Raw genomic sequence first — 24,999 nt, forward strand, 5'->3', positions numbered from 1 at the left:
CGAACTATGCTTGGCCCCATATCGGTTAAGCAGACAATTAAATGCGCCGTCTTTCATTTGTTGGCTTATTACAAAATCCACGACAGACTTTATTTTTACTTTCTCTATGCCAAAATAACATGCATAGTTTAAAAACATTCCATTAATGCACATATCACTTTCCGGTATACTCACAAAACCGTTTATACTACCATCCGCACCTTTACAAGTTTCTACTATGACATTGAGCGCTTTCGTTATTTCTGGTGTACAAGGAACACATAGATTTCTCAAATCAAGAAGTGTATAATTGGTCGATGTCCATTTAGGCTGATAAAAAGCTCGACCCCAATGGCCTTCTGGATGTTGCCTTTTTAGGAACTCATATCCCCAGCCTTCTGTCGCTATCCTTTTTTTTAGCGGGATTAATACTTCAGGTTCTGATTTCAATAAATCCCGATGTGTCTGATATTGTATTGACACATCACCTTCAAGTAACCAATTGATAATTTCATTGCGTTCCATATCCACCTCCTAACGGCTGATCTTCCCTTCTCCAGTCTTTATATCATCTCTCTTCTTCTTGAGTGAAAAGCAAAAACCTAATGTATAAAAAAAGACTAAACAGTGATTTTTTCTCCCACACCCAGAATAATGACTTCAGAATTGGACTTTAAATTCACGTCTTCTTTAAATATATACAGAATAATCATAAAAGAGATTGTTTACTATTTGTGCAAAAGCATATATAATAATAAAAAGTAGAAATAAAGTATTCTAAATGTGCAAGCCTCACCTTAACTACAATGAATCAATTGAACTAAACATAAAAACAAGTGGGTAAGAATGTTCTAAAACAGATCCTGCCTCATAACCGCTTGGTAACTTTCCTGTACGAGGTTTTTTATTAAATAGTGATGGGCCGTTAGACTTACGGCTAAATCCTGAAAATGGAAAATCAAATCTGATTTTAAGGAGTTTATTATGGAGCGTACTTTTTTTGAGATTCTTCCCCTGGCCATTGGGGCGGCTATCAGTCCAACCGGTCTTTTATTTGTGATGATGATTTTAAGTGGCAAAAACAATTCAAAAAAGAGTGCCCTGGGCTTTGTTCTGGGTGGAACTCTGTTTTTGACCATATTGGGGCTGTTTCTTTTTTTTACAGCCAAGCCGATTGTAAATTCAACCAATCACCCTGATATTACATCCAGTATTATTGATATTTGTCTTAGTGTATTGATTTTGCTCATTGTGGCCAAGTCGGTCTTTTTTAAGAAAAAGCCAAACCTCGATGCCGCCAAAAAGAAAAAAAGACCTTATCCGATTATTGGATTTCTTTACATGTTCATCAATATTTCTACCCTTATTCCTTTTATCGCAGCGGTTAAAATTATATCCATGAATAAACTGGTCCCTTGGGATGGAATTGCCATTCTTCTTGTGGCAGTCGTGATCGCCATGTCCATGATTGCGTTTCCCGTTGTGATCAGTTATGCCATGCCTAAAGAATCCCAGAAGATCCTGGGACCGGTGAATGGTTTTATGGCCAAAAATGGTTCTAAAATAAGCAATGTTTATTTTACACTTATGGCATTATATCTTATTTACCACGGTGTGATGGGGATAATGAAAATAATGTAGCCCTGCCTTAATATGGTGACCTCAAAATGTTTTCGCCAACGACCTGTTCATCTTTTTCATAGGCGGTGTCTATTTCAGTCCATGTTCAGCCAGAATAGCCTTTATTTTTGCAAATGGAAAATGATTGGCTTCTCTTCTGGATTCAACGGGATCAGTCCGAATATCAATGTGGGGGCTGCCATTATCACCTTTTGCAGGGCCGCCATCGACGTAAAGATCAACGGTTTGGCCAAAATACGCAATGGACTCTTCAATGGTTTTAGCCGCAGGCAGGGCTTTCGTATTGGACGAACTGATGGCCAAAATGGTGTCACTGCATTCATAGAGATCCCGGATAGGGCTGTCCTGAAAATAAACAACAATGGCATTGGAGGAAGCAGTCGCTGCGTCAAGAGGCGTTATCTCTTTCTTTTGAACATACATGCTAACCGGTGATGGTGAAAAAACATCGATAATCTGCCGTTGCCGTTCATCAATCACTGCATATTCCGGTATTTTTGACTTATCCATAACAATGGTAATGGGCTTATCGGCTGGGCTGTGACGGATGGCTCTCAACCGTTCCAACGCAGCTGGGTTAAATGCATCGCATACCAACACATAGATGGTCAGGGTTGGCATCACAACAATCTTACCATCCCGGATAGCCTGAGCGGCCTTTTCATAGGCCTCTGGACTGGTTTTTATTATTTGATAGTTCGGTTCTTTTTCACTTGTTTCGATAACCATTTCTTTCTTGTCTGACATGAAAATTCCTCCTCAAGTTAATCTGTAGCTTCAATGATCGGTTGAGATCATTATATAATGGATAAAAAAGATTCACAACTCATTTTCTTGTGAAATAGCTGGAATGAAAATTGCTGGAACCCTTTGGCGCTTAAGCCCGATGGGTTCTATTTTTATTCCGTTATTTTACGAAGGATAAGGATATCGAACGAGTAGCAGAGTACAGCAAAGCAACTTTGTATGTATATTTTAAAAACAAAGAAGAAATTGTCAACTGTATTATTTAAGCAATGGAATAAGATAACCATGGAAAAATGTCTATGCATTATTACCGTTTGACACACAAATGACATATAACAATTATACAATTCCCCCAATAAAGCAAATTAGAAAAAACGAATATAGGAGGAATTAGCATGAAACCAAATGCAATTTTATTAACGTCAATACCTGCAAACTGGGAACCCTAGAACATGACACAGCACCTCTGAAATTAATTAACCTTGTTTTGATTCGGTTGATGAATCAACGGTGGCGAAAAAATGAATCGCGTCAATCAAACCCTAATCACTCAGAACAATCATTTTAAAAAATCAATCGTTTAGACAGAGAGGTATTACACATGAATGTAAATTGGAATAAAGTTGCAAAACGGTCCAGACTACTTGTTTTGGTGGGTCTCCTGATATGGATCACCTATGAATCTTACATGCATCAGGTTCTTGGGGGTGGAAAATCGCCCTCGATCCACGCACTGTGCCCGTACGGCGTATTGGAAAGCCTTTATACATTGCTTTTTACAGGGAGCTTTATCAATAAAATCTATTCCGGAACAGTGGTCTTACTGGGACTCACGGTTATACTGGCTATACTTTTTCGCAGAAGTTTTTGTGGATTGCTTTGTCCCTTTGGGGCGCTTCAGGAATTGTTCGAGAAGCTCCGGCAAAAACTATTTAAAAGGCGTTTTATCATTCCCCTAAAAGTTGATCGAGTGGCGAGGTATCTCAAATACGTCATTCTCCTTCTTACCCTGGGAATGGCCTGGTATTATGGATCACTCTGGATGGCTCCCTATGACCCGTATTCAGCCTACTCCCATTTATCGTCAGCAGCCGGTGCCATAGAAGAAGATCCATTTGCGATCATCGGTTTCGCACTGCTTTTTATTACACTGATCGGTTCATTTCTGTATGATCGATTTTTCTGTAAATATCTGTGCCCTGTCGGCGCTTTCTATGCCATCATTGGTAAGATAAGTCCTACAAAAATTGAGCGGGATGACAATCTTTGCGTTCATTGCAAAAAATGCAATAAATCCTGTCCTGTTAACATTGATATTGAACAGTCGAGTAAAATTACCGATGCTGAATGTATCAACTGTAACGAATGTGTTCTGGCCTGTTCCCAAAAAGGCGCCCTTGTAGTTAAAACCGCCCGAAAAACAGTTCATCCTATGGTTATTTTGGTCTTGGTGGTCGGTTTATTCTTTGGAACAATTTTTGTTGCCCAATTAACCGGCAATTTTGAAGTATTGCCTAAAGCACTTGAACAAGGACAGTTGCTACCCATCTATGAAGTCAAAGGTTACAATACCATTGAAGAAGCGGCAGTCCTATCAGGATTGTCTCTGGAAGAAGTTTACAAGCAACTGGGTATCCCGGAAGACGTCTCCAAGAGTACCCAATTCAAGAATATTTCAGCACAATATCCGGACTATAGTTTTGATAAGGCTAAAGCAAATACCAGCGGATCTGAAAGTGATTCGAACCTAACAGAATCATCAGAAAGCACAGAAAATGCAGGTTCTTCAGAAAAAATTGATGTCAGTGGCATTAAAGGGTCTATGACCATCCGAGAAGCTATGGACACCCTGAACATGGATTCGAAAGCCTTCTATGCACTTTTCAAAATTCCGGAATCCGTTCCACCCCAAACCCTTTTAAAAGAAATTTCGACAGTTTCACCCGGCTATGATTTTCAACAGATCAAAGATTCATTACAGTAAGACTTAACTGAAAAAGGTTTAAATTTTATACAAACATGGAAAGAACCTCACGGATAAAATTCTATCCGGGAGGTTCTTTATGATGCCGAAGCATTATATAAAACTCGCTAAAGCAAATCAATTTGAAACAGCTTCTGTATGAGGAATTATCCAATACTCTGGTTGATGAACAACTCATGGGCTTCCAGGAGCTGTCAGCCAAATTGTCCGATATGGCCAGTTCCCTGAATTCAATGAATACCAGTGACTCGACGATTGATCGGGTCTACGAAATATTTTTCTTGACATAATATGTTGAAAACAGTATAGTGTGATAAACATGTATGTGTGAAGTGAAATATTCAGTTGTGAATTTAAAACAACCACTTTCTGTTTAAGCAAAAGAAGAGGAGAACAGTCATGGCTAACGCAAAATATGGTCGTCATCTACCGGCATTTATCTTATTATTTTTAACAAAAGGTTCTACCTACGGATCGGCTCTATTAAACCAGATGGAAGCCGAAATACCCTACAATTTTTCAGATGGTCCGGCAGTCTATCGAGCCCTCAATGAATTAGAAAAGGAGAAAGCAGTGATCTCCCAATGGGATACATCAGCAAAGGGAGCTGCAAAAAAGTTTTATACAATCACGGGTAAAGGAATGCAGCTGTTATGTGAATTCAAGACGGATATGGAACAACGAAAGAAAAATATGGAATTCTTTCTGAATGAATTTGAAAAAACAAAATAATTTAATAAGAGGAGACTTATTATGGAAAAATGTTGTTCATGCGGTATTGAACTGGAAAATGATGATATCTACGAGGTAAAAGGAAAAATCTTTTGTGATGATTGTGCCCTTGGTCAGCACAAATTGGTCCAAACCTGTGATCCCAGTGCCGTCCACAGCGCCAAACTGGACCGGCAACGATCCGGCCATACGGGTACCCAGGGCTTAACACCCCGTCAAAAAGAGTTTTATGAGTACATTGTGGCTAACAACGGGGTAACGGTTGCCCAATTTGTGAAAAAGTTCGGGCTGACACCTGAGGATGTCAGTTCAGAGTTAAGCGTTTTAAGACATGCCGAGCTGGGCAAAGGCCAAAAACGCTCAGATGGTGTCTATTTTGTTGTTTGGGAATCCTGATGTTTAATAACATTAAGGAATGACGTAGGGATGTTTTATTAAATGTGACAGCAACACAAAGATATACAACTACAGGTTGAAATCCACAAAAATAACAACCAAGATGGTAAATTTACCATCTTGGTTGTTCTTTTTTAATTCCGCATTAATAAATATCCCTGCGGTAAGCTGACAGGTATAATTCGTACCATGTTCATTTGCAAGAAACTGTACCCAAAATGCATCAAAACTAAAAAAAATAGATTTTGTTGAAATTATGCTATAGTATATAACTTGTAGGAGGGAAAAAATGAAACTCATATTTAAAACAGATAAAAACATGGCTATAGAAACCGCGCTTATTTTCACTCATCCAAATGAGCAGGAGGTAAAACAACAGATTGAGATTGCTATACAAAAAAACGAAAAAACAATAACGGCACTTAATGCGTTGAATAACCGAAATATCCAAGTGCCTATACAGGCAATCCTTATTGTAGAATCAGAGGAACGCATGTGCAATTTACGATTAACTACAGGTGAGATGTATTTATACACGAAACGGTTAAAATACGCGGAAGCAGATTTCATTAACAATGGCTTTATACGGATAAACAATCAAACGATCGTCAATATCAAAGAAGTACAACAATTTGCACCCACAACTAATGCTAGAATTGAAATAACGTTAAGTGACGGTTCCTCATATTTTATTAGCAGACATTACATTAAAAATTTCAGGAGGGCTTTATCATGATAAAAAATTTAAAACAATCATTTTTTCAGGTATTCGCAGTTACATCGGTATGGATAACACTGCTACTCACTATTTTTTTCAACGGACAAACCATTGCCTTGAGTTATCTTTGGAACTTAATTGGAATTTCGACTATTTCCGCACTTTTATTTGGTGTTATTTATAGCGGTTTGTGGAACTACCTTACATTAAAACCAATCAGCAATATTCTAATTTCTTCAATTTTGAATATTGTGGGAGGCTTAACAGCCGTTTGGCTATTCTCTTCAGAGATGTTCTATTTAATTGCACCATGGATTCCAGGTATGGTGATTCTTTCAATCATATTACACACGATTACTTTCTATTTGTACGCAAAGATGGATGCTAAAAAGAAAGCTAAGGAACTAAATGATTTGGTAAAAAACAAAATCAATTAAAAGGCACTCGTGACTAAAATAGAAAACCCTCTGAAAATAATCAATGAATGGTTTCAGGGGGTTTTTCTTGTATTTCTTTTCATAAATTTAATCGCTGCTTCCGTTAAGGCTGAAAATGTCCGTGAAATCTCAAGTAGTTAACTGTCCCTGGCCATTGATGTTTATTTCATTGGCTTTTCTATCCATATCATCTAAAGTTTCCGGAAATACTGTCGATATCAGTAAGATGTTATCAGCAAATAAAAATTAAGAGGAGATATTATGGAAAGCCCCAAAAATAAAGTTATCAAAACGATTATTTCCAAGAAGAAATCAGGCAGGCAGAGTGATCACCCCAGGAATTTGATAAGGGCCGTTTTAATCTTTTTAGGTATTTTTATGGCAGCTACCTTGCTAGGATGCAACACCCCAGCCAAAGAATCAAAGACGGCGCCATATGCGTACACGTTAATCAAATTACCTGATGACGGCTATCAACCTGTCTACGACTTCATTGCATCAGCCAATAAAACCATCGATATGACCATGTACTCATTGGTCGACTCAAATGCAGAAACCGCACTCATTGCAGCAGCACAAAGAGGCGTCAATGTTCGGGTACTTTTTAATTCAAATGCTTCAGATGGCGGCACCGTCGGCATGGATCAACCGGCCTTTGACAATCTAACCGCCAATGGTGTCAATGTTGTGTATTCCTGGCCAGGTGTTTTGTGGCATCAAAAAAGTATTGTTGTGGATAACAAAAAAGTTGCGATTATGAATTGTAATCTCGTCGCCCAATATTATTCAGTATTACGGGATTTTATTGTAATCACCGATAATCCAGCCACCGTATCCGGTGTGGCAGCCACATTTGAAGCGGATTACAGCAACAATACCATTGCTCCGGTTACCGGTGATGTGCCTCCAGGTTCGGAGCTGGTTTGGTCCCCAGGAGCGGAAAAAGAATTTACCCAAATGATTGAGTCTGCCCGTCCCGGCACAATACTCTATGTTGAAACAGAGCAGTTGGATAGCACGCCAATAGAGGACGCCCTCATCGCCGCAGTTAAACGGGGCGTGACTGTTAATTTTACCATGACGAATACCCCCGAATTTACCGATGGGTTTAATACCCTGAAGGCCGGTGGTGTGAATGTAAGCTTGTATCCAAGTGGGGCTCCCCTTTATATTCAAGCAAAAGCCATTTCGGTCAATAACGACATGGTTTACATCGGCAGCACAAATCTTACAACCACCAGCACCGATAACGATCGTAATGTGGGAATTATTACTCAAAATTCCACGGTTGTCAAAGGTGTTATCTCAACGTTGACCAGCGATTTTGAAGGTGCAACCCCCTATTAAACTTTGCTGCACAGGAGACAGGTTCAAATCTGATCAGATTTGAACCTGTCTCCTGTTTTTTTATGCCCGCCGTTCTAGAAAAACTTTGCAATCTCCTCTGCTGCTTTTCTTTTTGGCATTTTAGGTTCCTGGGTGCCATATCCCAATGCGATCACAGACACAATCATTTCATCGTCACCTATGGATAGCATTTCCCGAATTTTGTCAGCATCTCGAATTCCCATAACTAAAGTATCCAATCCCATATCCTTTGCCTTAAGAATCAGAATGCCATTGTGCAAACCCAAATCATATAATCCCCAGCCGTTTCCCAGTTCATTGACTGGTTCTCCGCTTGGATCAAATCCAGATGAATTTTTAACAAATGCTGTGATAATCAATACCGGTGCATCTGCAGAACTGTTGGCATTAAACGGCGGCAAACACGCTTGTTTGAATTTGGTAAGGGATTCTTCTGACCGAATGACATAATACCGGGCTGACTGAAAATTTTTCCATGATGGTGCCAAAACCGCAGCATCGATAATCACTTTAACCGTGGCTTCATCTACCTTTTTAGCCGGATCATACTTTCTTACACTTCTTCTTGATTCTATGACTTTTTGAAATTCCATAATGACCTCCATGGTTTTTATTAATTAATATACCCCGTTCATCATTGAAATAAACTATTTCTGTCAATCTACTGCGATCAAGTGAAAAAAACATAAGGGACGGTTCTTTCGAGTTCTAACGAATCGATACTTACACCGCTATTATAGCTAATTTTTTGAAACGCCTTCCCAATCCTTCAGGAACTTCTCTATGCCCTGATCCGTTAACGGATGCTTAAGCGAATCCATTAATACCTGATAAGGTATGGTGGCAATATCTGCGCCGGCCATGGCGGCCTGGGACAGATGGTTTCGATTCCGGATGCTTGCGGCGATCACTTCTGTCTTTATTCCATAATTCCTGAAAATGAACATGATCTCCTCAATCAGTGCGATCCCATTGGATCCAATGTCATCAATTCTGCCGATAAAAGGTGAAACATAGGCTGCACCAGCCTTGGCTGCCGCCAATGCCTGAGTGGTAGAAAATACCAGAGTCACATTTACCCTGATCCCCTTTTTGCTCAGGATCGATGTCGCTTTGATCCCTTCAGCCGTCATTGGGACCTTGATGATGATGTTCTTGTGAAGGATGGAAATTTCCAACGCTTCCGACACCATGCCTTCTGCTTCAAGAGAGATGACTTCTACGCTGATTGGACCATTCACAATTTCAGTGATTTCATTTATCACTTCCTTAAAATCTCTTCCTTCCCTGGCAATCAGAGACGGATTCGTTGTGACACCATCGATGATTCCCAGTTCTGCAGCTTTCCTGATCTCTTCCACATTCGCAGTATCAACAAAATACTTCATTTTATTTTCTCCTTATCCCTTATTTTCGAATGGCAAAGGTGTGGCAAAGAGGCGTTTCGTTTGTCAAATACCTTCTGGCTTCGAAGCCCACTCCACTATTATTTTATAAGTTAAATGACAGGCTCGGCCACTATTTATCTGTTACCCTTCAACAGTGAACATGATTTTTCGGCTGTTACTTTATCCCTTTATAACTTTCACGTAATACGTTCTGTGCCTTGGTCCGTCGAATTCGCAGAAATATATACTTTGCCAAGTTCCCAAAAGAAGTTGCCCTCCGGTTATAGGTATGGTATCTGAAGATCCCATACAACTTGCCTTGATATGGGCAGCGGAGTTTCCTTCAGCATGAAGGTAGTCTTTATCTTTCCATAGGAATGTTTTGTCAAACTTCATCAGAATATCATGTACCACATCCGGATCCGCTCCTTCATTGATTGTTATTCCTGCAGTGGTATGGGGGCAATATATGACCGCAATTCCCTCCTGGATCCCTGTCTTTTGGACAGCTTGACGCACTTTGTGAGTAATATGTATCATTTCAGATTGCTTATTTGTATTTATGGAATATTTTTCAATCATCTTTTTTCTCCCTTCCAATTGTTTTCCAGCGGCATAATATCAGCACAATTCTATTCCGTATTTGCAAAAAAGTCCAACCATATGCTCCGTTTTATGTATAGAACCAGCGACCATATAGCTGTTCTCTTCAGCAAATTTGTAAGCTGCCAGAACCCTCGCTCTATGCACTGTTTTGAAACGACCCAGTCTCTCCAGGCACTGGGTAAACCCTGACTCCCGATCCGAACCTGCTAGACCAAAGGAACCGTTGGTACCATAAAGCCCAGTGTTTTTGCATTGGGAAGGTTTTGTATTGTTTCTCTTTTAATTTTTCAATTACCCTTAACCTGAACATAATCAGCCTATTGGTACACAGATTTCACACTTATGGTTTTTAACCATTTTATTAGCATATCTTTCCATAATCGGCTTTGAATCATCCATCTTATAACCATGTATGCTGAGTTCCATAAAGAGTTCATGCCATGCCTTCTCAACTGCTTCAGCCGTATGCTCAATGTCAAAAACAGCATATTCACCTTCACAGATCTTACCCTTTTTCACATCATTATAATTGATCAATTGATCTTTCTCCACAATCAGACAGGCATCGTACCGACAGTCTTCCGGTTTAGTCGTTTCCGGATTATCCCAGGGAATTCCCAGTATGATCGATTCGTCATTCAATAAAGCATTCGCCATTGCCCAGGTTTTTAATTTCTCCATTGTCTGAATATTCCCCAACCCATAGGAACCAATTTTCCGGATGTATGCAATTTCATATTCCGGCATCATTTCAACATTTATTTTCATTTCAATTTACTTCCTTTCGATCAACATTGTCAGATCGGTCTATAAGCAATTTACCATGATTTAAAATGAAAATAAACGAAAATTTGAAAAAATATTTTTCTTAAATTTTGCTATATTTATAAAAGCCTTTCCGGAGGTGATTCCTGCATAATTAAGGTAGAGAAATGCTTTGAAAGAATAAACTTCTCCGGTGGATTTCATTGTTTCAAAAAATCCCTTCATGGGTTCCAGCATGTCCATGTGATAAACTGGGGAACCAAATCCCACTATATCACCTTTATTAATGGCTTTTAAAATAATCTGAAAGTTTTCCCTATTGGCTCCCTGTCCCAGATCCAACAGCTCCAAAGAATGCCCGTCTTTTTCTATTGCTTTTTTCAGAATTTCAGATGTTATTTTTGTGGTTCCATTAGGAGATATGTAAATCAATTTAAAATGCATCATCGTCTCCTCTTTCAAATTTGTTGTCGTTATTCAATACGTTTAAAACTCCATATTTCGGATAATTTCCAAATATCTGTCTGTGGCGGCCTCCGAAGGTTTCCCCTTTCTGCAGATATCCAGATTACCGAGTTTGCGATTGGGACGCTCAACGATCATCCTGTTCTGGTTATCCAGTTTCTTGTTCAATGCAGCCAGTGATTCTGTGAACCGTTCATCTTTTCGTGCTTTTGCGTAGAACGAAAGAACGTAGGTATAATAGAACAGGTTATATCTCAAAAACGGATACTCCACTTGCATGAATAAAGTTCCTATGCCAAAGTGACAGGGTCCGACCGGCGTCTTCACTGTCCAGTGATCAAGGAGGGTTTCTACAGCCCGGTCAAGATCCGGTAAGCCTTCATGGATGCCTGCAAGACGAAAGGCATCCAGGGCAAGAAGGGTAACCCCAGGATTTGAAGCATCGGTTTCAGGACCATGACCGAATATGAATTTACGACATCGCCAACCTCTGTCATCGAATCTGTCTGATAGCAGATAATCCAGAGCTGCCTGTACACGCGGATGGCTGGCGTATCCATTTTTGCAAAGAGCTACTGCTGCGTGGGCAGTGTGGCAGGGGTAGATTTGACCCTTCGGTGCAATGCGCACACGACCATCCTCTCTGAAAGCAGCCAGAACCAGTTCGGCTGCCCCCTGAAGCGCCTCATGATCTTCTGGCACTTTCAATTCGCCCATAATCATCAATGCCGTCAGGGTGCTGATCGGTTTTTCAATGCCAAGGCGTCCGTCGAGTGTTGCCCAGAAATCTGCCCCGTTGTCATGTCGGGTGGCAAGGAGCTGCTTTAAATCGGCTTGATTTGGATTATGATGGTTTTTCATAGGTATCCTCCCTATTAAAAGTGCATACTTGATAATATAATTATTTTATCATATTATATAGATACAAATAATTCAAGGAGGAAAACATTATGAAACGAGAAATTGAAATCTTTGATTATGCTACTGAAATTATAAAAGCAGTCAAAACAGGGGTTTTGTTAACGACAAAAACAGCTGACAAAGTAAATACGATGACTATTTCTTGGGGTACACTGGGGATTGAATGGTCAAAACCAGTTTTTACAGTTTTCATTATAGAATAGTACATTTTGAAGTTCATTGAATGCACAAGCTGAGTAGAACGGGAAACCTATAATGTATCATCCTCAATCGCTTCACTACAAAGGATAGAGACACAAAGCGTTCGAACACCGAGGCAGCCTATTGATTTTTAATCGCTGGCCTTCTTATTCATGCAAATCCGACAATAAAAAGAGGCTCTGTTTTTCAGCAACGAAAAATATAACCTCTTAACTTTTTGCCTTATCTATGAAAGGTTTTCACACCCCCGCAGCTTTTGCCTGCATGACCGTGTTTTTAACATCATCCTTGATAAAAGCGAAAGACAATTTATCAGTTTCTTTCTGATTCTAGTTAAAGAAAAAAGCACCTTTATGCCGGGGGAGGTGCTTTGAGACTGTATATAAAAGCAAGTCCTGGAGACAATCGTAACATATGGTGTCTGCATCATAGCGAATAGTCGATAGCCTGTTCGCGCATGTAGCAGACAACGATTTACCATTGTCCCAGGACAGTTTTCCAACAAACTCAAGGGTAAGAGTTGGATCTTAGCCTTTTTTAATCTTTAATATTCCAATCTGTTTGCATAATGGTCCTCCTTAATAAGACGTACGGTCTTATTTCAGGGCGCAACGATAAATAAATGTCAGCAAAGAAATTTATCCAAAATAAGAGGTTAAGATATGGGTGGCCCCTTTAATTTTTGATCCTAATCTTTCCACTTGAATTCATTAATTTTCTTTTCGGCTTCCTCTTTGGTAATTCCATATTTTTCCTGGATAACACCTGCGAGTATCTTCGCATCACCCTTAACCATATCGAGATCATCATTGGTTAGTTTTCCCCAATTTTTCTGTGCTTTTCCTTTTAACTGTTCCCATTTACCTTCAAAGATATCTTTATTCATAATGTTCCTCCTTATAATAATTGAAGCTTGATTGCCTCTATTATTATTTTTACCCTAAAAATCTTTTATTAATCACATCATCGACATAAATTTTTGTATTTGGGGTAAAGACCGGCCAGGGAGCATCTTCTTTGTAGGCGGTTTCCAATTTTTTTCGTATGATATCATTGGTTTTAAAGGCGAGGTTCTTAACCTGACTTTTGGAATCTTTAATCTGGAATAACAAACAGTGTGTATTATTTCACTTGTAATGGGTCAGGTCCATTATGTGTTTTTAGGGTACCAGCCCCACTAAAACTAATTATTGTTTAGTCTTATACGAAGTGCGTTAATCGCTTCTTCCAATTCAACATCTTCCCCATTGGCAATGCGAATGGCATTTTGAGCGTTCATGGGTATTTTAATATCAGGACTTACACCGCCAATCCCCTTCTGGCTATCCAGCTGTATCGCTTTATTTTCATTTAAGGATTGTCCCGATGGCCAGTGAACGGTGATTTCTCCGGGCATTTTTGCCTCGGAACCTGCTAAACCAAAGGAACCGTTGGTTCCATAAAAGCCCAGTGTTTCGGCATTGGGAAGGTTTTGTAAGCCCATGGCCAGCCCTTCACCCGAACTCACACATTTAGGATTGATCAGCACAATGACCGAACCGCTAAAATATGGTTCTGAGGGTTCGATGGTTAATGCCTGGGAACCGTCTTCCATAGACTGAAGTTCAAATGCGTTTGTGTCAGGATTATAAAGATTCTGATATTCAAAAAAAGTCTTCTGATTGTAAAAATAACCCAGGATATCGGCTGTCATCTGGTCCAGCCCGCCGATGTTATTGCGAAGATCTAGGATGATCCCTTTAGTGTCATTCTGCTGAGCCGCTTCAATAGCATTCCCCATTAATTTCAGTGTGGACTCAGGATTGCCCGTTTCATGCAAATCTGCATCTAATTCTCCTGAAATCTTGATATAGCTGATATTATCATCCACCAACTTTGTTTCCACCATAGAATCTGGCACAGGGTCCGGATTGTCTACATCCAGAAACATATCCCTTAATTTATCAGGAATCACCGAATCCGGATATTTTTTGCCCAGGGATAACCCGTCATCGTCATAGGCAGCAAGAGAAACTGAATCTGCAAGTAAATATCCTGGATTTTTATATTCCAGTTCAATTTGTTTTCCAATGGGAGCGCGAACAAGGTAGATTAACTTTTTAATTCTTAAATTCTCTGTTGTAGCAGATGTTCCGCCAAAAAGGGTCGCGACATCGTCAACAGCCACTTTAATCGGCTGGCCATTCCAGGAAACAAGCACCCGACCAGGCCGAATACCCGCCGACCAGGCAGGGCTGGATTCATCCACCCAGGTGACAATCACTTCCCCATCATTGATTTCAGCCAAAGCCAAACCAAAACCACCGCCAATGTATGTATCATCGATTTCTTTGAGATTATTCATTCTTACATGTCCATCCGGGATCTCATTAAGATAAGCTTTTAGGTTCAGATAATAGGCATTAAAATCGCCATTTTCCTGGGCTTCTTCCATCTTTACCAGATATTTCTGATGAAGATGATCCCAGTCGATGCCTTTCCAATCGGTAAAAGCGTATTCTGCTGACAGGGTATCATGTAATTCTTCAAAAGCCATAGTCCAGGTAAGATCGCTGAAATCATTTTCGGAAGTAGCTTCAGTATTATGCCTGTTGAGATAAAAGAGACCTGATGCTGCCACCAGAACCAATATAACGATTACAATCAGTGTTCGTATTTCCCTCTTTTGCATTGTTTCTCCTTTGCTTTCAATTACCCTTACCCGAATATAATCAGCCGATTGGCACACAGATTTCACACTTATGGTTTTCAACCATTTTATTTGCATATCTTTCCATAATCGGCTTCGAATCATCCATTTTATAACCGTGTATACTAGGTTCCATAAAGAGTTCACGCCATGCCTGCTCAACTGCTTCAGCCGTATGCTCAATCTCAAAAACAGCATATTCACCTTCACTGGTCTTACCTTTTTTCACATCACTATGATTGATCAATTGATCTTTCGCCACAATTAGGCAGGCATCATACCGACAATCTTCAGGCTTAGTCATTTCCGGATTATCCCAGGGAATTCCCAATTTGGTGATATTTATCCCCGAGAAGGACTATCCCTTCAGGAACGCGAACTTATCACCATCACCAGTCTATTGACCGCTGGCGGATGCGAGCCCCAATTGGACGTCCATATTAACGGGGCTTTAAACGTGGGAATCACACCGGAGAAGATTATCGAAGCATTTATTCAATGTATTCCCTACACCGGTTTCCCAAAAGTTTTAAATGCCGTCAATGTTGCCAAACAAGTTTTTGCCGCGCATAAAAAACCAGTCTGATGACAATGACCTTATCCAGACTTGTGGCGATGCAGTATGATCCTTACAAGCAACTGAAAATCAAAGCATGTCACAGAACCTCTGCCCAGGTTTTAAATCAGATCACTGATAACTGCATGAAAGAAACGTCCTCAGTGGTCTTCCGGTCTCTACCGCATCATGCAAAAACAGGTTAAATGCATCGCTTCCGAAGGATGTGATTCCATGAGTTTAAATCCGAAGTGCTCGTAGAGCGGAACATTCTCAGAATTGAAGGTCTCCAATACCATGGGCAGCTTTTTATTTTCACACGCCTGAATGACAGGCATGATCAAATCTCTGAAAGCGCCGGTGCCTTTCAGAGATTTGTCAATTGCGATGGTCAACAGATGATAGACGTCCCCATCGAAATATTTCAGATGCCAATTTTGAGGGATAATTTCAGCTTCCTGCACGGCTTTTTTTTGAAGCCACAGAAGCTCATCTTCGGTGGCCGTTTCCAACAATTTCTGAGCTGACTGCTGCAGCATTTCAAACAGCTTTTCTTCAGGCAATTCTCCTGTTGAATATCCTATCAGTAATCCTTTGCCGCCATCTAGCACACTCACCGCATTTTGCCGGTCAAATGCCTGAATCTGTCCCTCAAACTGCAAATCAACAAGCAGTCCGGCACGCTCCAAATCGTTGATTTGAAACATCATCCCGGGATCTTCCATAAACCTTGTTTTCATGAGCTGTGCATAGATTTTTAATTCATCTTCTTTCATGATCGCTTCTCCTCGCCATTATAATTATTTTTTTCCTTGCCTCAAGACCTGAATGTTTGAGGAGGAAACTCTTGTCTGTCATCTCACATGCTATAGATGGTTATTGTATCGCCATTCAACAGGAATGTTTCATTTATCGATCAGCCCATTAAACTCCTCCCAGCCATTCAAGCAACCCCAGCTCAACAACGGTAATGAAAAAGGAAATACACAATCCAAAACCAATACTTTTAGTGATGTCCTTTTTTCTGAATAGGGCAAAACAAATGGATACCAGAATTCCAACACCTATGAAAATCAGACCGGCAACAAAAATGGAATTGGATGCTTCTGCCACTGAAATCACTCCGGAAGCATTATAGCGCAGCTGAAAAGCAACCGCTGCAATGGCCATAACCGCAGATGGTAAAATGGTGGCAAAAATGGCAATGCGACTGGATCTTGTTTCATGCTTATGAGGTCTGAGTCTCCAGGCCAATAATCCGATTAGGATGCATAATGGAATAATAATAATCATGATTTCTTACCTCCTTGAAAATTTAATTTCAGCGGTGCCTGGGTACATAGATTAAATACATTTCCCTATAATCAGTTAAGTGAATCAATTCCTGTAAGCAATTATTATCTCTCGAAAACAATAATTTGTTTCCTTTTATTTTCCAATGCTTCCTATCAAAGCCACGGAATCAGTCGATATCGGGTATGATCCGCATATTCCTTATAGCCAGGGAGCTTTTGTTTCAGGGTTTGATCTTCCATATAGGTGCGTATAACCAACAAAACCGAGGTCATCACAGCAGGAATCATTGCCCACAACGAACCCAGATATAATGGCGTGAAGGCATAGGAAAGGATCATTCCCAAATAGCCGGGGTGACGGATAAACTTGTATGGGCCACTGCTGCACACCGTATGCCCCCGGTCAAACTGAATCCGGACGGCGGTTGAGAAAAAATGGTTGACTGCCATCGCCCAGATTTCTATGGCGACCCCAAGAAGAAAAAATGACATTCCCAAAAGGTGGATAATCGTAGAAAGTTCTGGCGTCCATCCCCAGCGAAAATCAAGTCCGGCAACCAGAAAAATGCTCAGACTGCTGACGATAATGAAGTTGGTGACCATTTTATCCCATGGTTCCACGTTTTCTTTTTTGCTGCCTCGTTCGGCGATGACATCCAAGGGCAAAAGGAAGATACCAATCAGCGGAATCAGCAGGTAAATTCCAATATACAGCCATGCGTAAAACCATTTGAAGGTCCCCGCAGCCCCGAACAAAAGCGTGGAAAGCAAAAGGATCGCGATAATGATCTGAACCACTCGCCTTAGAATATTATGTTTGAATTCAGGACTGCTTTGAAGCAGTTTATCGAGATTTCTCATGATGCACATTCCCCCATAATAATTAAAACATCTTTTATCCTGCATTATTTCTCTTTTCAGACAGGTTTGCGCAGCCAATTTCAATTGCCTCCAATAAATTGTAATATTATTCAATAATTTATACGATTTATTCAAAACTCATTGCATGTTTCATCCAGATGTTGTATAAATATATTAAATAATAAATATATCGAAGGAGACTATGATGAAATTATTTAGAAAAGTTGCCGTCACATCAATACTTTTTGCTTGTTTATCCACGACAATCATGTTCAACAACACGGTTTTTGCAAAACAACAACCGGCTCCAGATCCAACCACTCCCCCGGATTCAGTTGTTATCGTTCTCGATCCCGGACATGGCGGTACAGATCCAGGGGCAAGTACAGCATTTTCAGATTTTGATGAAAAATATTTCAACCTGGAAATAGCCAAAGCTGCAAAAGCTTACTTGGAGACAACTTATACAGGGGTGACTGTTGATCTGACCAGAGAAGATGATACTTATCTGTCACTGAGCGATCGGGTTGGCAAGGCAGCCGGCTATAATGCCGATATTCTGGTGAGCATTCACAACAATGCCTATGATGGTACAGCCCGAGGAACTGAAGTCTGGGTCACAAACAACAAGGGCTATAAAACAACTTCCGCCCAGTTGGGAGAGTTGATATTGGGTCAGATCGAAACAATGGCAGACGAAATAACACCTGAAAAGGGTGCGGTGGTGTTTACAAAACGGGGAGTCAAATACAGTAACTACTATACAATCATCAATAACAGTGTGAAGGCCGGTTTTCCTGGTATCATCATCGAGCATTTATTCATGGATAACTATTATGATTATCAATATTTTCTTTCAAGTCAGGAAAAATTGGAGCGACTGGGAAAAGCTGACGCTTTAGCCATAGCAGATTATTATAATCTGGAACTTAAATAAAAATTCATTTTTATTGTAACACGTTTTATTTTACATTGTTTTCAGAGACCCTTGCTTCAATATCATTCATTCCGCTGTATTGCTCCTTCACCAGTTCAATAAACAAAGGAAAAATCAATGATGCCATCTATTTTCACCAATAGATGATCCGTAGAAGAAAAAACAGTATTCCCAAAAGATGAATAATCGTAGAAAGTTCTGGCGTCCATCCCAGCGAAAATCAAGTCCGGCAACCAGAAAGATGCTCAGACTGCTGACGATAATAAGTTTGGTGACCATTTTATCCGATGTTATTTCTCTTTTCGGACAGGTTTGCGCAGCCATCCCAAATATATCAAAAGACAGGACGTCAAAGCAGGGACAATGATTTGGATTGTATTTAAAAATGGTGTTATCGTAACGCCAAAGAGACTAATCGGTAAAACTCCGCTTAGTCCCAGTGATGCATGAACAACTGCTTCCCATGCGGTTACTCCCGCAAAGAATTTAAAAAGCTCTTTGGACATATCACTCCCACCTTTCAAGGATCTTTTCTCAATTTATTTTCCTATCAGTCATAGGAAAATAATCTAGGATAATTATTTCCATAACATAAAAAACATAACTGTATGCATCGCTATATTCATGATACATGTCAATTTCAAGTTGAAACATATTGATATATTCCATCGTCTCCATATTCCCGGCATATTTTTTTCTCATCACATCTAAATTTATTTGCATATAGTCATAGTAATTTTCAGTCCAATCAGTTACCGGCAAAACAAAATGGCCCTTTAACGCATACCCGGCTTTTTCGATTATTTTCAATTGGTTGCTAACCGTATCAATTTCCGGATATTGCTCATGCCAATAGTTATAGATTTTCTCAGCTGGAGAATCGGTCAACCAGCTTGCTTCACTACACACCAAATAGCCACCGGCTTTGAGCAGTCGCTTCCAATCATTGATTCCCTGTTCGAATCCGGTAATAAAGATTGAGCCTTCAGACCATATCAAATCAAAACTTTCATCTGGAAAAGTCATCTCAAACATAGACATGTACAAACCGCTTAATCTGTTTTCCAATCCTTTTTCTTTTGCAGACCGATTCAGTTGTTCAATGAATGGCATATGATTGTCAATTCCTATAATTGTAGCATTTAAAAAGTTTTCAGCCAGCAGAAAAGCGGGAGTTCCAACACCGCAACCCACATCTAAGATTTGAATTGGCTCGTCTTTTTTTGGATATATCGCCATGGACTTTTGGGTAGACTCTGTGCTTCCGGGACCGAGCCTTTGCATATTAGCAAATGCTTCGAAAAAGCAAGGTTTAAGTTCCATTATTGACCTCCTGTGCAATTTTTCTTATTTTAAAGAATGTATACCCCTACATGCCTGGCATAACCAACAAATGGCCTTTGTCACCCTGCAATATGTTTGATCTAAGAATAAATAATGATCTTATCATCAAATTTCAAACTTTCGGTTTGATTTGTTGCATAGTAAATGGCCAATCCATTGATGCTGGTCCAGAAAGGACCGTCAGCATACATGGCGTCATTTGTATTTATAGGATTTCCACATATCCTTCAGTTCCGTGCACTCGGATGCGTTGCCTGTCTTTGATCAGCCTGGTCGCATTCTCCACTCCGACAACTGCCGGCAAGCCATACTCACGCGCGATAACGGCGCCGTGGGTCATCAGTCCGCCAACCTCGGTGACCAGTCCTTTTATGGATACAAACAATGGTGTCCAGCTGGGGTCCGTAAAGACGGTGACTAATATATCCCCCTCTTCCAGATCCGCCTCTTCCAGGTTTAAGATGATCCGGGCCCGTCCCTCGATGAGTCCGGAAGAAACTGACAGACCTGCAATCGCGGCCGCTGGGAGATTTTCTCGTTTGTACTCACCTGAAATGATTTCACCATCAGACGTCATTACACGTGACGGCGTCAGTTTTTCATATAATCTGTATTCATCTTTCCGTTTGCTGATGATCTGGTCATCCAGCTTATTTGTGCCTACGACTTCCCGAAACTCTTCAAAAGTGAGATAGTAAGTATCTTCTTTTTCATGAATAACGCCTGATTGTACGAGCTGTTCGGCGACCTTCAGCAAAGCCTGTTTGTAAACAAAGTAGCGACTAACCATGTCGTATTTTGGATATTCGCGATAACCGATAAAATTTCGGATTAAGTCAATCATCCGTTTTGTCTCTCCGGCTTTTTGTTCGCCATCCGGTAATTGCTTTAATCGATTGAGTAGCTCCTGTTCTTTTTTCAAAGCTTCCTGTCGTCCCTGCTCAAATTTCCGATTGCCGGCATTAGGCTCAACGTTCCTGACATTGCTGAGAATCATGGGAATCAGTATCGCTGGTTTTTCACTCCACCGTGTTTTAGTAATATCAATTTCTCCGGCGCATCGCATGCCGTATTTGTTAAGATAAGCATCGATAGCGTCCCTGATTTCCTGTCCGCCATCAAACTTAACCAGTTCTTCCAAAAAGTTGTCATTTTTTACATGCTTTAAATAATCAATGACTTCCGGATAAGGACGAATCACATCTGCGACATTCAATAAGTCCAGACCCATTTCCGAAGTAATATTGTTTGGTTCCGATTGCGAAAGCGTATCTGCGGCATTTTTTTCACCCAACCATACTTCCATTTTTTCATTGATCCATGATGAAGCGTCTATAGCAGCCATAAATACACCTACACTTTGTGGGTCAAATAAAATCTTCTTCAATTCCTGGATATCTTCCCGAATAAAATCAAATAAATCCGCCCCTGATTTCGTTCGGATGTTATTTTTCAACTCTTCTATGGACCTTTGACTGCTTTTAATCAAATCAGAAACGATGGTCGGATTTTTTTCGATTTGTGCCTGAAAATCCGATGCCAACTGACCGGTATTGCTCTTACCGGGCCTCGAATTTTTTTTATCATCTGATTCCAGTTTTATAAAACCGTTTCGCTCTAATACGGTCATGAGTGCGTCTTTCATTAGCGGATCGTGTTGTCCCATGGTATGTAATAACATTTTTCTGCTGTCAGGTGAAGCCAGCATAAGTGTGACATCAACAAACAACCGCCCCCCAGCTTGATGCATGGGTGCATTTGTTGTTAACAGGAAGAAAGACATTCCCAATGGTTTCAGGGGATCCGTCATCATTTGCTGATGACCCACCGACACGTAAACGTGATTTTCTTCATCATTTGCTTCGGGGATGGGGTATAAAGTCGTGATCGGCCGGCTCTGGACAATATAAAACGACTCATCAGCCAAACACCATTCAATGTCCTGGGGGCAGCCGAAATGTGCTTCGATCTGTCTGCCCATACGCTCAAGCTTCAAAATCTGCCCATCAGTCAGCGCCTGCCGATTCCGCCGCTCAGGCTCTATCTCCTGTACTTTCGTACCGCCATCTTTTAAGGCATAAACAGCCAGCTTCTTGGAGGATATCTTCTTATCGATAAGCTTGCCGATACGCACTTTATAGTTATCGGCATTCACCAGACCGGAAACCAAAGCCTCACTAAGTCCGAAGCTGGCATCAATGGATAACACCTTCCTGTTGGAAGTAACGGGATCGGCAGTAAACAGGATTCCTGCCACCTCCGGGAAGACCATCTTCTGAACAATCACAGCCAGTTGAACGTCGCGGTGGTCGAAACCGTTTTGAAGCCGGTAAATGACTGCCCTCTCAGTAAAGAGCGATGCCCAGCATCTGCTGATATGCGCAAGGATGGCCTCCTTTCCGATAATGTTCAGATACGACTCTTGCTGTCCTGCAAAGGAGGCCGTCGGCAGATCCTCTGCGGTTGCACTGGACCGTACGGCATAGGCCGTTTTTTCATTAAGCCTGGTGAGGAAGCGGGTAATTTCTTCATTGATGTCTTGAGGAATGGCGATCCCTTCAATGACCCTGCGAATCTCACCGCTGAGTATACCGATTTTATCCCGGTCTTCCAGCTTGAGATGCGATAACTGATCAAGCAAGCCGTTAATCGACGATGTTTCCTTCAGGATTCTTTTAAAGGCTTCGGTAGAAATACAAAAGCCATCCGGTACGCGAATGCCTTCAATCCTGGAAAGTTCCCCCAGGTTCGCACCTTTACCCCCAACAGCCATGAGTTTTGTTTTGTCAATATCCTGAAACCCAAGCACAAGTGAATACATATATTTCCCCCTTTGGCAATTCCTTCTTCCATAATAATACCTCCCCAAAAACGCATTTCGTATTATTGCATTATAGCAGTAACAAATGAAAACAAGTAGTCAGTTTTTTAAATTTTATATATGGTATAATTAAAGTAGGAAATGATTGCTGAGTGTTTTTGGGATGATACTGATTAGAAAAAATCTAATCAGTATTTTTTTGCGTTAAACATCACATGCTATCAGCTAACTCTATATCATCCTCTGAATTCATTGTAAATAAAAAAAAGAGCACTGCTGCTCCTGATGCAGCACAATATGCTCATACTCTTACAAAAAACTGGAAATTAACCTCTTTTACTAATTTCATTTGTTATCAATGATTTTGATGACACGGGGACGTTTTGACTGTCATATATCCCCTTGTTTCTTCTTAGGATATGATAAACGAAACGTCCCTTTGGCTTTCGTCTTGCCACTTCTGATTTCACTTCCAAATATTTTTATCAGTATATCACATTTAAAATAAATGACAATTTATTATCAGAAAACCGTTATTGACAAACCAGCTATTAAGTGTTACTATATAGCTGTAGTAAGTAATACAGAATAGCCTGGAGGTGATTGTTTTGGAAAACCTAACGGAAATGTTCAAAGGCCTGCTTGAGGGTTGTGTACTTGAAATTATTAGCTGCGGAGAAACCTATGGCTATAAAATCACACGGCGGTTGAATGCTCTCGGCTTCACAGATGTTGTGGATGGAACGGTCTACACCATTTTGGTACGGCTTGAGAAGAATAAACTCGTAAACATGGAAAAAAAGCCGTCCGATATGGGGCCGCCGCGCAAGTTTTATGTGCTCAACGACGCAGGGCGCAAGGAACTACGGAAGTTCTGGGAAAAATGGGAGTTCGTATCATCAAAAATTAACGAGTTAAAGGAGAATAAACAATGAATTTTTGGGAAAAAATCACCGGTAGTGACATGACTAAAGAATTGAAAACTTTTGAATCGCGAGCCAAAAAGCTGCCGGCTGATTATCAAGCGGCATGGGAAAAAATTAAGGCCTATCTTTGGCCGCACTCAGATCTCACCGGTCGCAATCTCATGCCAATTCTTGACGGTGTGCTTGGCCTGCTCGAAGAAACGGCGGCGGACGGTCAGAGTGTCCAAGAGGTTTTGGGTGACGATATCAAAGGCTTCTGTTCAGCGCTAGTCGGTGAAGAAGGGGCAAATTCTTTTCGCGACAAGTGGCGCAAACAACTCAACAATAATATCGCTAAAAAATTAGGTAAATAGGAGACTAAAATGAGAATACAAGATATCATCTTAGGTAAAAAAGAGTGGCGAGCGCACATGGCTCGTGTCAAAGCGCTCCCCCAAGATTATCAGATTGTTTATAAAGAGATTCAAAAACATCTCTTTAAGGTCGGCCCTGTTGAGCTAACCGAGGGGACGGGTTTGCTCTCAGGAATTATCGATCTTTTTGAAGAGGGCGCGGCCCTGGGGAAAGGCGTGCTCGAAGTGACGGGCAGTAACGTAGCGGCTTTCTGCGACGATCTTATCAAAGATTCAAAAACTTACGCTGACATCTATCAAGAATCTGTTGACCAAAAAGTTAACAAGGCCATGAAAAAGGTTACAGATAAAACAAAGTAAAAGGGGATATCGGGATGGAAAAAGCAATCCATGTAAAAGGACTGCAAAAGTCCTACAAGCAGCTTCATGTCTTGAATGACGTCGATTTCGAAGTGGAACCGGGCAGTATTTTCGCTCTGCTCGGCTCCAACGGCGCGGGCAAGACAACGATTATCAAAATTCTTACCACGCTGCTTAAACAAGATGGCGGAACTGCCACTGTCAACGGCTTCGACGTTGCGGCAAAGCCCGACTATGTGCGGCAGTCGATCAGTCTGACCGGGCAATTTGCCGCCGTGGATGAGATTTTGACCGGCCGAGAAAATGTTATCATGATTGCTAAACTGCGACACCTCAAAGATCCACGTCTGGTTGCCGACAGTTTGATTAAACGCTTCGGCTTAACAGATGCCGCAAACCGCAGGGTGTCTACTTATTCGGGCGGTATGCATCGCAAGCTCGACATCGCCATGAGCCTTGTGGGAAAACCACAGGTCATTTTTCTCGACGAGCCGACCGCTGGACTTGAT

The 24,999-nt window shown here is 40.8% G+C and carries 31 protein-coding genes and 3 pseudogenes; 16 read left to right on the top strand and 18 right to left on the bottom strand.

What is annotated here, in order from left to right:
* Nucleotides 1–504: pseudogene (locus tag VIK44_RS01165) on the bottom strand (hypothetical protein); the annotation flags it as partial.
* A 459-nt stretch (nucleotides 505–963) separates the two neighbouring features.
* On the opposite strand from VIK44_RS01165, the gene VIK44_RS01170 reads away from it, so the two are divergent.
* Entirely contained in the window at nucleotides 964–1,620 is a 657-nt protein-coding gene (locus VIK44_RS01170; protein ID WP_331552002.1) for a GAP family protein, read from the top strand.
* Between the two features lie 69 nt (nucleotides 1,621–1,689).
* Here VIK44_RS01170 and VIK44_RS01175 read toward each other — a convergent pair whose 3' ends face one another.
* On the bottom strand, nucleotides 1,690–2,367 hold the full coding sequence (locus tag VIK44_RS01175; RefSeq protein WP_331552003.1) for an L-threonylcarbamoyladenylate synthase: 678 nt from the start codon (nucleotides 2,365–2,367) through the stop codon (nucleotides 1,690–1,692).
* 182 nt (nucleotides 2,368–2,549) lie between these two features.
* On the opposite strand from VIK44_RS01175, the gene VIK44_RS01180 reads away from it, so the two are divergent.
* From VIK44_RS01180 to VIK44_RS01215, 8 genes are all read left to right on the top strand, one after another.
* Nucleotides 2,550–2,633, top strand: coding sequence for a TetR family transcriptional regulator (locus VIK44_RS01180; protein WP_331552032.1), 84 nt, complete (start codon nucleotides 2,550–2,552; stop codon nucleotides 2,631–2,633).
* A gap of 335 nt (nucleotides 2,634–2,968) precedes the next feature.
* The gene (locus VIK44_RS01185; RefSeq protein ID WP_331552004.1) at nucleotides 2,969–4,351 is read left to right on the top strand and encodes a 4Fe-4S binding protein; all 1,383 of its coding nucleotides are present in this window, start codon (nucleotides 2,969–2,971) and stop codon (nucleotides 4,349–4,351) included.
* A gap of 122 nt (nucleotides 4,352–4,473) precedes the next feature.
* Complete coding sequence (locus tag VIK44_RS01190; protein ID WP_331552005.1) at nucleotides 4,474–4,641, top strand: hypothetical protein; 168 nt, start codon at nucleotides 4,474–4,476, stop codon at nucleotides 4,639–4,641.
* Nucleotides 4,642–4,750: 109 nt separating this feature from the next.
* Nucleotides 4,751–5,083: a PadR family transcriptional regulator gene (locus tag VIK44_RS01195; protein WP_331552006.1), complete on the top strand. Its 333-nt coding sequence runs from the start codon at nucleotides 4,751–4,753 to the stop codon at nucleotides 5,081–5,083.
* Nucleotides 5,084–5,104: 21 nt separating this feature from the next.
* Nucleotides 5,105–5,479: a hypothetical protein gene (locus tag VIK44_RS01200; protein ID WP_331552007.1), complete on the top strand. Its 375-nt coding sequence runs from the start codon at nucleotides 5,105–5,107 to the stop codon at nucleotides 5,477–5,479.
* Nucleotides 5,480–5,768: 289 nt separating this feature from the next.
* A complete protein-coding gene (locus VIK44_RS01205) occupies nucleotides 5,769–6,215 on the top strand; it encodes a LytTR family DNA-binding domain-containing protein (protein ID WP_331552008.1) in 447 nt (148 codons plus the stop codon).
* Nucleotides 6,212–6,634: a hypothetical protein gene (locus tag VIK44_RS01210; RefSeq protein WP_331552009.1), complete on the top strand. Its 423-nt coding sequence runs from the start codon at nucleotides 6,212–6,214 to the stop codon at nucleotides 6,632–6,634. The genes VIK44_RS01205 and VIK44_RS01210 overlap by 4 nt, the downstream gene beginning before the upstream one ends.
* Before the next feature lie 261 nt (nucleotides 6,635–6,895).
* Nucleotides 6,896–7,981: a phospholipase D-like domain-containing protein gene (locus VIK44_RS01215; protein WP_331552010.1), complete on the top strand. Its 1,086-nt coding sequence runs from the start codon at nucleotides 6,896–6,898 to the stop codon at nucleotides 7,979–7,981.
* Nucleotides 7,982–8,055: 74 nt separating this feature from the next.
* Here the strand turns inward: VIK44_RS01215 and VIK44_RS01220 are convergent, their stop codons facing one another.
* The 7 genes from VIK44_RS01220 to VIK44_RS01245 form a co-directional block, all read right to left on the bottom strand.
* On the bottom strand, nucleotides 8,056–8,595 hold the full coding sequence (locus VIK44_RS01220; RefSeq protein WP_331552011.1) for a nitroreductase family protein: 540 nt from the start codon (nucleotides 8,593–8,595) through the stop codon (nucleotides 8,056–8,058).
* A gap of 147 nt (nucleotides 8,596–8,742) precedes the next feature.
* Complete coding sequence (gene fsa / locus VIK44_RS01225) at nucleotides 8,743–9,390, bottom strand: fructose-6-phosphate aldolase (protein WP_331552012.1); 648 nt, start codon at nucleotides 9,388–9,390, stop codon at nucleotides 8,743–8,745.
* Nucleotides 9,391–9,570: 180 nt separating this feature from the next.
* Nucleotides 9,571–9,972 (bottom strand): secondary thiamine-phosphate synthase enzyme YjbQ, encoded by a 402-nt coding sequence (locus tag VIK44_RS01230; protein ID WP_331552013.1) that lies wholly within the window; start codon nucleotides 9,970–9,972, stop codon nucleotides 9,571–9,573.
* Nucleotides 9,973–10,011: 39 nt separating this feature from the next.
* Nucleotides 10,012–10,140 (bottom strand): hypothetical protein, encoded by a 129-nt coding sequence (locus tag VIK44_RS14170; RefSeq protein ID WP_414637035.1) that lies wholly within the window; start codon nucleotides 10,138–10,140, stop codon nucleotides 10,012–10,014.
* Nucleotides 10,141–10,308: 168 nt separating this feature from the next.
* Nucleotides 10,309–10,764, bottom strand: a complete 456-nt coding sequence (locus tag VIK44_RS01235) for a GyrI-like domain-containing protein (protein ID WP_331552014.1) — start codon at nucleotides 10,762–10,764, stop codon at nucleotides 10,309–10,311.
* A 60-nt stretch (nucleotides 10,765–10,824) separates the two neighbouring features.
* Entirely contained in the window at nucleotides 10,825–11,208 is a 384-nt protein-coding gene (locus VIK44_RS01240; protein ID WP_331552015.1) for a hypothetical protein, read from the bottom strand.
* A gap of 39 nt (nucleotides 11,209–11,247) precedes the next feature.
* Complete coding sequence (locus tag VIK44_RS01245; RefSeq protein WP_331552016.1) at nucleotides 11,248–11,928, bottom strand: prenyltransferase; 681 nt, start codon at nucleotides 11,926–11,928, stop codon at nucleotides 11,248–11,250.
* Between the two features lie 248 nt (nucleotides 11,929–12,176).
* On the opposite strand from VIK44_RS01245, the pseudogene VIK44_RS01250 reads away from it, so the two are divergent.
* Nucleotides 12,177–12,347, top strand: a pseudogene (locus VIK44_RS01250) (flavin reductase family protein); the annotation flags it as partial.
* A 689-nt stretch (nucleotides 12,348–13,036) separates the two neighbouring features.
* Here VIK44_RS01250 and VIK44_RS01255 read toward each other — a convergent pair.
* The 3 genes from VIK44_RS01255 to VIK44_RS01265 form a co-directional block, all read right to left on the bottom strand.
* Nucleotides 13,037–13,234, bottom strand: coding sequence for a CsbD family protein (locus VIK44_RS01255; protein ID WP_331552017.1), 198 nt, complete (start codon nucleotides 13,232–13,234; stop codon nucleotides 13,037–13,039).
* A gap of 297 nt (nucleotides 13,235–13,531) precedes the next feature.
* Entirely contained in the window at nucleotides 13,532–15,019 is a 1,488-nt protein-coding gene (locus tag VIK44_RS01260) for a S41 family peptidase (RefSeq protein ID WP_331552018.1), read from the bottom strand.
* A gap of 40 nt (nucleotides 15,020–15,059) precedes the next feature.
* Nucleotides 15,060–15,341: a GyrI-like domain-containing protein gene (locus VIK44_RS01265; RefSeq protein ID WP_331552019.1), complete on the bottom strand. Its 282-nt coding sequence runs from the start codon at nucleotides 15,339–15,341 to the stop codon at nucleotides 15,060–15,062.
* Between the two features lie 27 nt (nucleotides 15,342–15,368).
* On the opposite strand from VIK44_RS01265, the pseudogene VIK44_RS01270 reads away from it, so the two are divergent.
* A pseudogene (locus VIK44_RS01270) lies at nucleotides 15,369–15,623 on the top strand (carboxymuconolactone decarboxylase family protein); the annotation flags it as partial.
* 149 nt (nucleotides 15,624–15,772) lie between these two features.
* On the opposite strand, the gene VIK44_RS01275 reads toward VIK44_RS01270, so the two are convergent.
* From VIK44_RS01275 to VIK44_RS01285, 3 genes are all read right to left on the bottom strand, one after another.
* Nucleotides 15,773–16,369, bottom strand: coding sequence for a GNAT family N-acetyltransferase (locus VIK44_RS01275; protein WP_331552021.1), 597 nt, complete (start codon nucleotides 16,367–16,369; stop codon nucleotides 15,773–15,775).
* A gap of 148 nt (nucleotides 16,370–16,517) precedes the next feature.
* Complete coding sequence (locus VIK44_RS01280; protein WP_331552022.1) at nucleotides 16,518–16,886, bottom strand: hypothetical protein; 369 nt, start codon at nucleotides 16,884–16,886, stop codon at nucleotides 16,518–16,520.
* A gap of 155 nt (nucleotides 16,887–17,041) precedes the next feature.
* The gene (locus tag VIK44_RS01285) at nucleotides 17,042–17,827 is read right to left on the bottom strand and encodes an isoprenylcysteine carboxylmethyltransferase family protein (RefSeq protein WP_331552024.1); all 786 of its coding nucleotides are present in this window, start codon (nucleotides 17,825–17,827) and stop codon (nucleotides 17,042–17,044) included.
* A 124-nt stretch (nucleotides 17,828–17,951) separates the two neighbouring features.
* Here VIK44_RS01285 and VIK44_RS01290 point away from each other — a divergent pair, with 124 nt between their 5' ends.
* Entirely contained in the window at nucleotides 17,952–18,686 is a 735-nt protein-coding gene (locus VIK44_RS01290; protein ID WP_331552025.1) for an N-acetylmuramoyl-L-alanine amidase, read from the top strand.
* A 290-nt stretch (nucleotides 18,687–18,976) separates the two neighbouring features.
* On the opposite strand, the gene VIK44_RS01295 is transcribed toward VIK44_RS01290, so the two are convergent.
* The 3 genes from VIK44_RS01295 to ppsA form a co-directional block, all read right to left on the bottom strand.
* The gene (locus VIK44_RS01295) at nucleotides 18,977–19,192 is read right to left on the bottom strand and encodes a hypothetical protein (protein ID WP_331552026.1); all 216 of its coding nucleotides are present in this window, start codon (nucleotides 19,190–19,192) and stop codon (nucleotides 18,977–18,979) included.
* A 28-nt stretch (nucleotides 19,193–19,220) separates the two neighbouring features.
* A complete protein-coding gene (locus VIK44_RS01300) occupies nucleotides 19,221–20,009 on the bottom strand; it encodes a methyltransferase domain-containing protein (RefSeq protein WP_331552027.1) in 789 nt (262 codons plus the stop codon).
* Between the two features lie 226 nt (nucleotides 20,010–20,235).
* Nucleotides 20,236–22,851, bottom strand: coding sequence for a phosphoenolpyruvate synthase (ppsA, locus tag VIK44_RS01305; RefSeq protein ID WP_331552028.1), 2,616 nt, complete (start codon nucleotides 22,849–22,851; stop codon nucleotides 20,236–20,238).
* A gap of 626 nt (nucleotides 22,852–23,477) precedes the next feature.
* Between ppsA and VIK44_RS01310 the strand changes: the two genes are divergently transcribed.
* The 4 genes from VIK44_RS01310 to VIK44_RS01325 form a co-directional block, all read left to right on the top strand.
* The gene (locus tag VIK44_RS01310) at nucleotides 23,478–23,786 is read left to right on the top strand and encodes a PadR family transcriptional regulator (RefSeq protein WP_331552033.1); all 309 of its coding nucleotides are present in this window, start codon (nucleotides 23,478–23,480) and stop codon (nucleotides 23,784–23,786) included.
* The gene (locus VIK44_RS01315) at nucleotides 23,783–24,130 is read left to right on the top strand and encodes a DUF1048 domain-containing protein (RefSeq protein ID WP_331552029.1); all 348 of its coding nucleotides are present in this window, start codon (nucleotides 23,783–23,785) and stop codon (nucleotides 24,128–24,130) included. The genes VIK44_RS01310 and VIK44_RS01315 overlap by 4 nt, the downstream gene beginning before the upstream one ends.
* A gap of 9 nt (nucleotides 24,131–24,139) precedes the next feature.
* Complete coding sequence (locus VIK44_RS01320; RefSeq protein WP_331552030.1) at nucleotides 24,140–24,490, top strand: DUF1048 domain-containing protein; 351 nt, start codon at nucleotides 24,140–24,142, stop codon at nucleotides 24,488–24,490.
* A gap of 14 nt (nucleotides 24,491–24,504) precedes the next feature.
* Nucleotides 24,505–24,999: ABC transporter ATP-binding protein (locus VIK44_RS01325; protein ID WP_331552031.1), on the top strand; the 495-nt coding region annotated here is incomplete at its 3' end.

This window comes from Acetobacterium sp., from assembly GCF_036508315.1.
Classification (GTDB): Bacteria; Bacillota; Clostridia; order Eubacteriales; family Eubacteriaceae; genus Acetobacterium.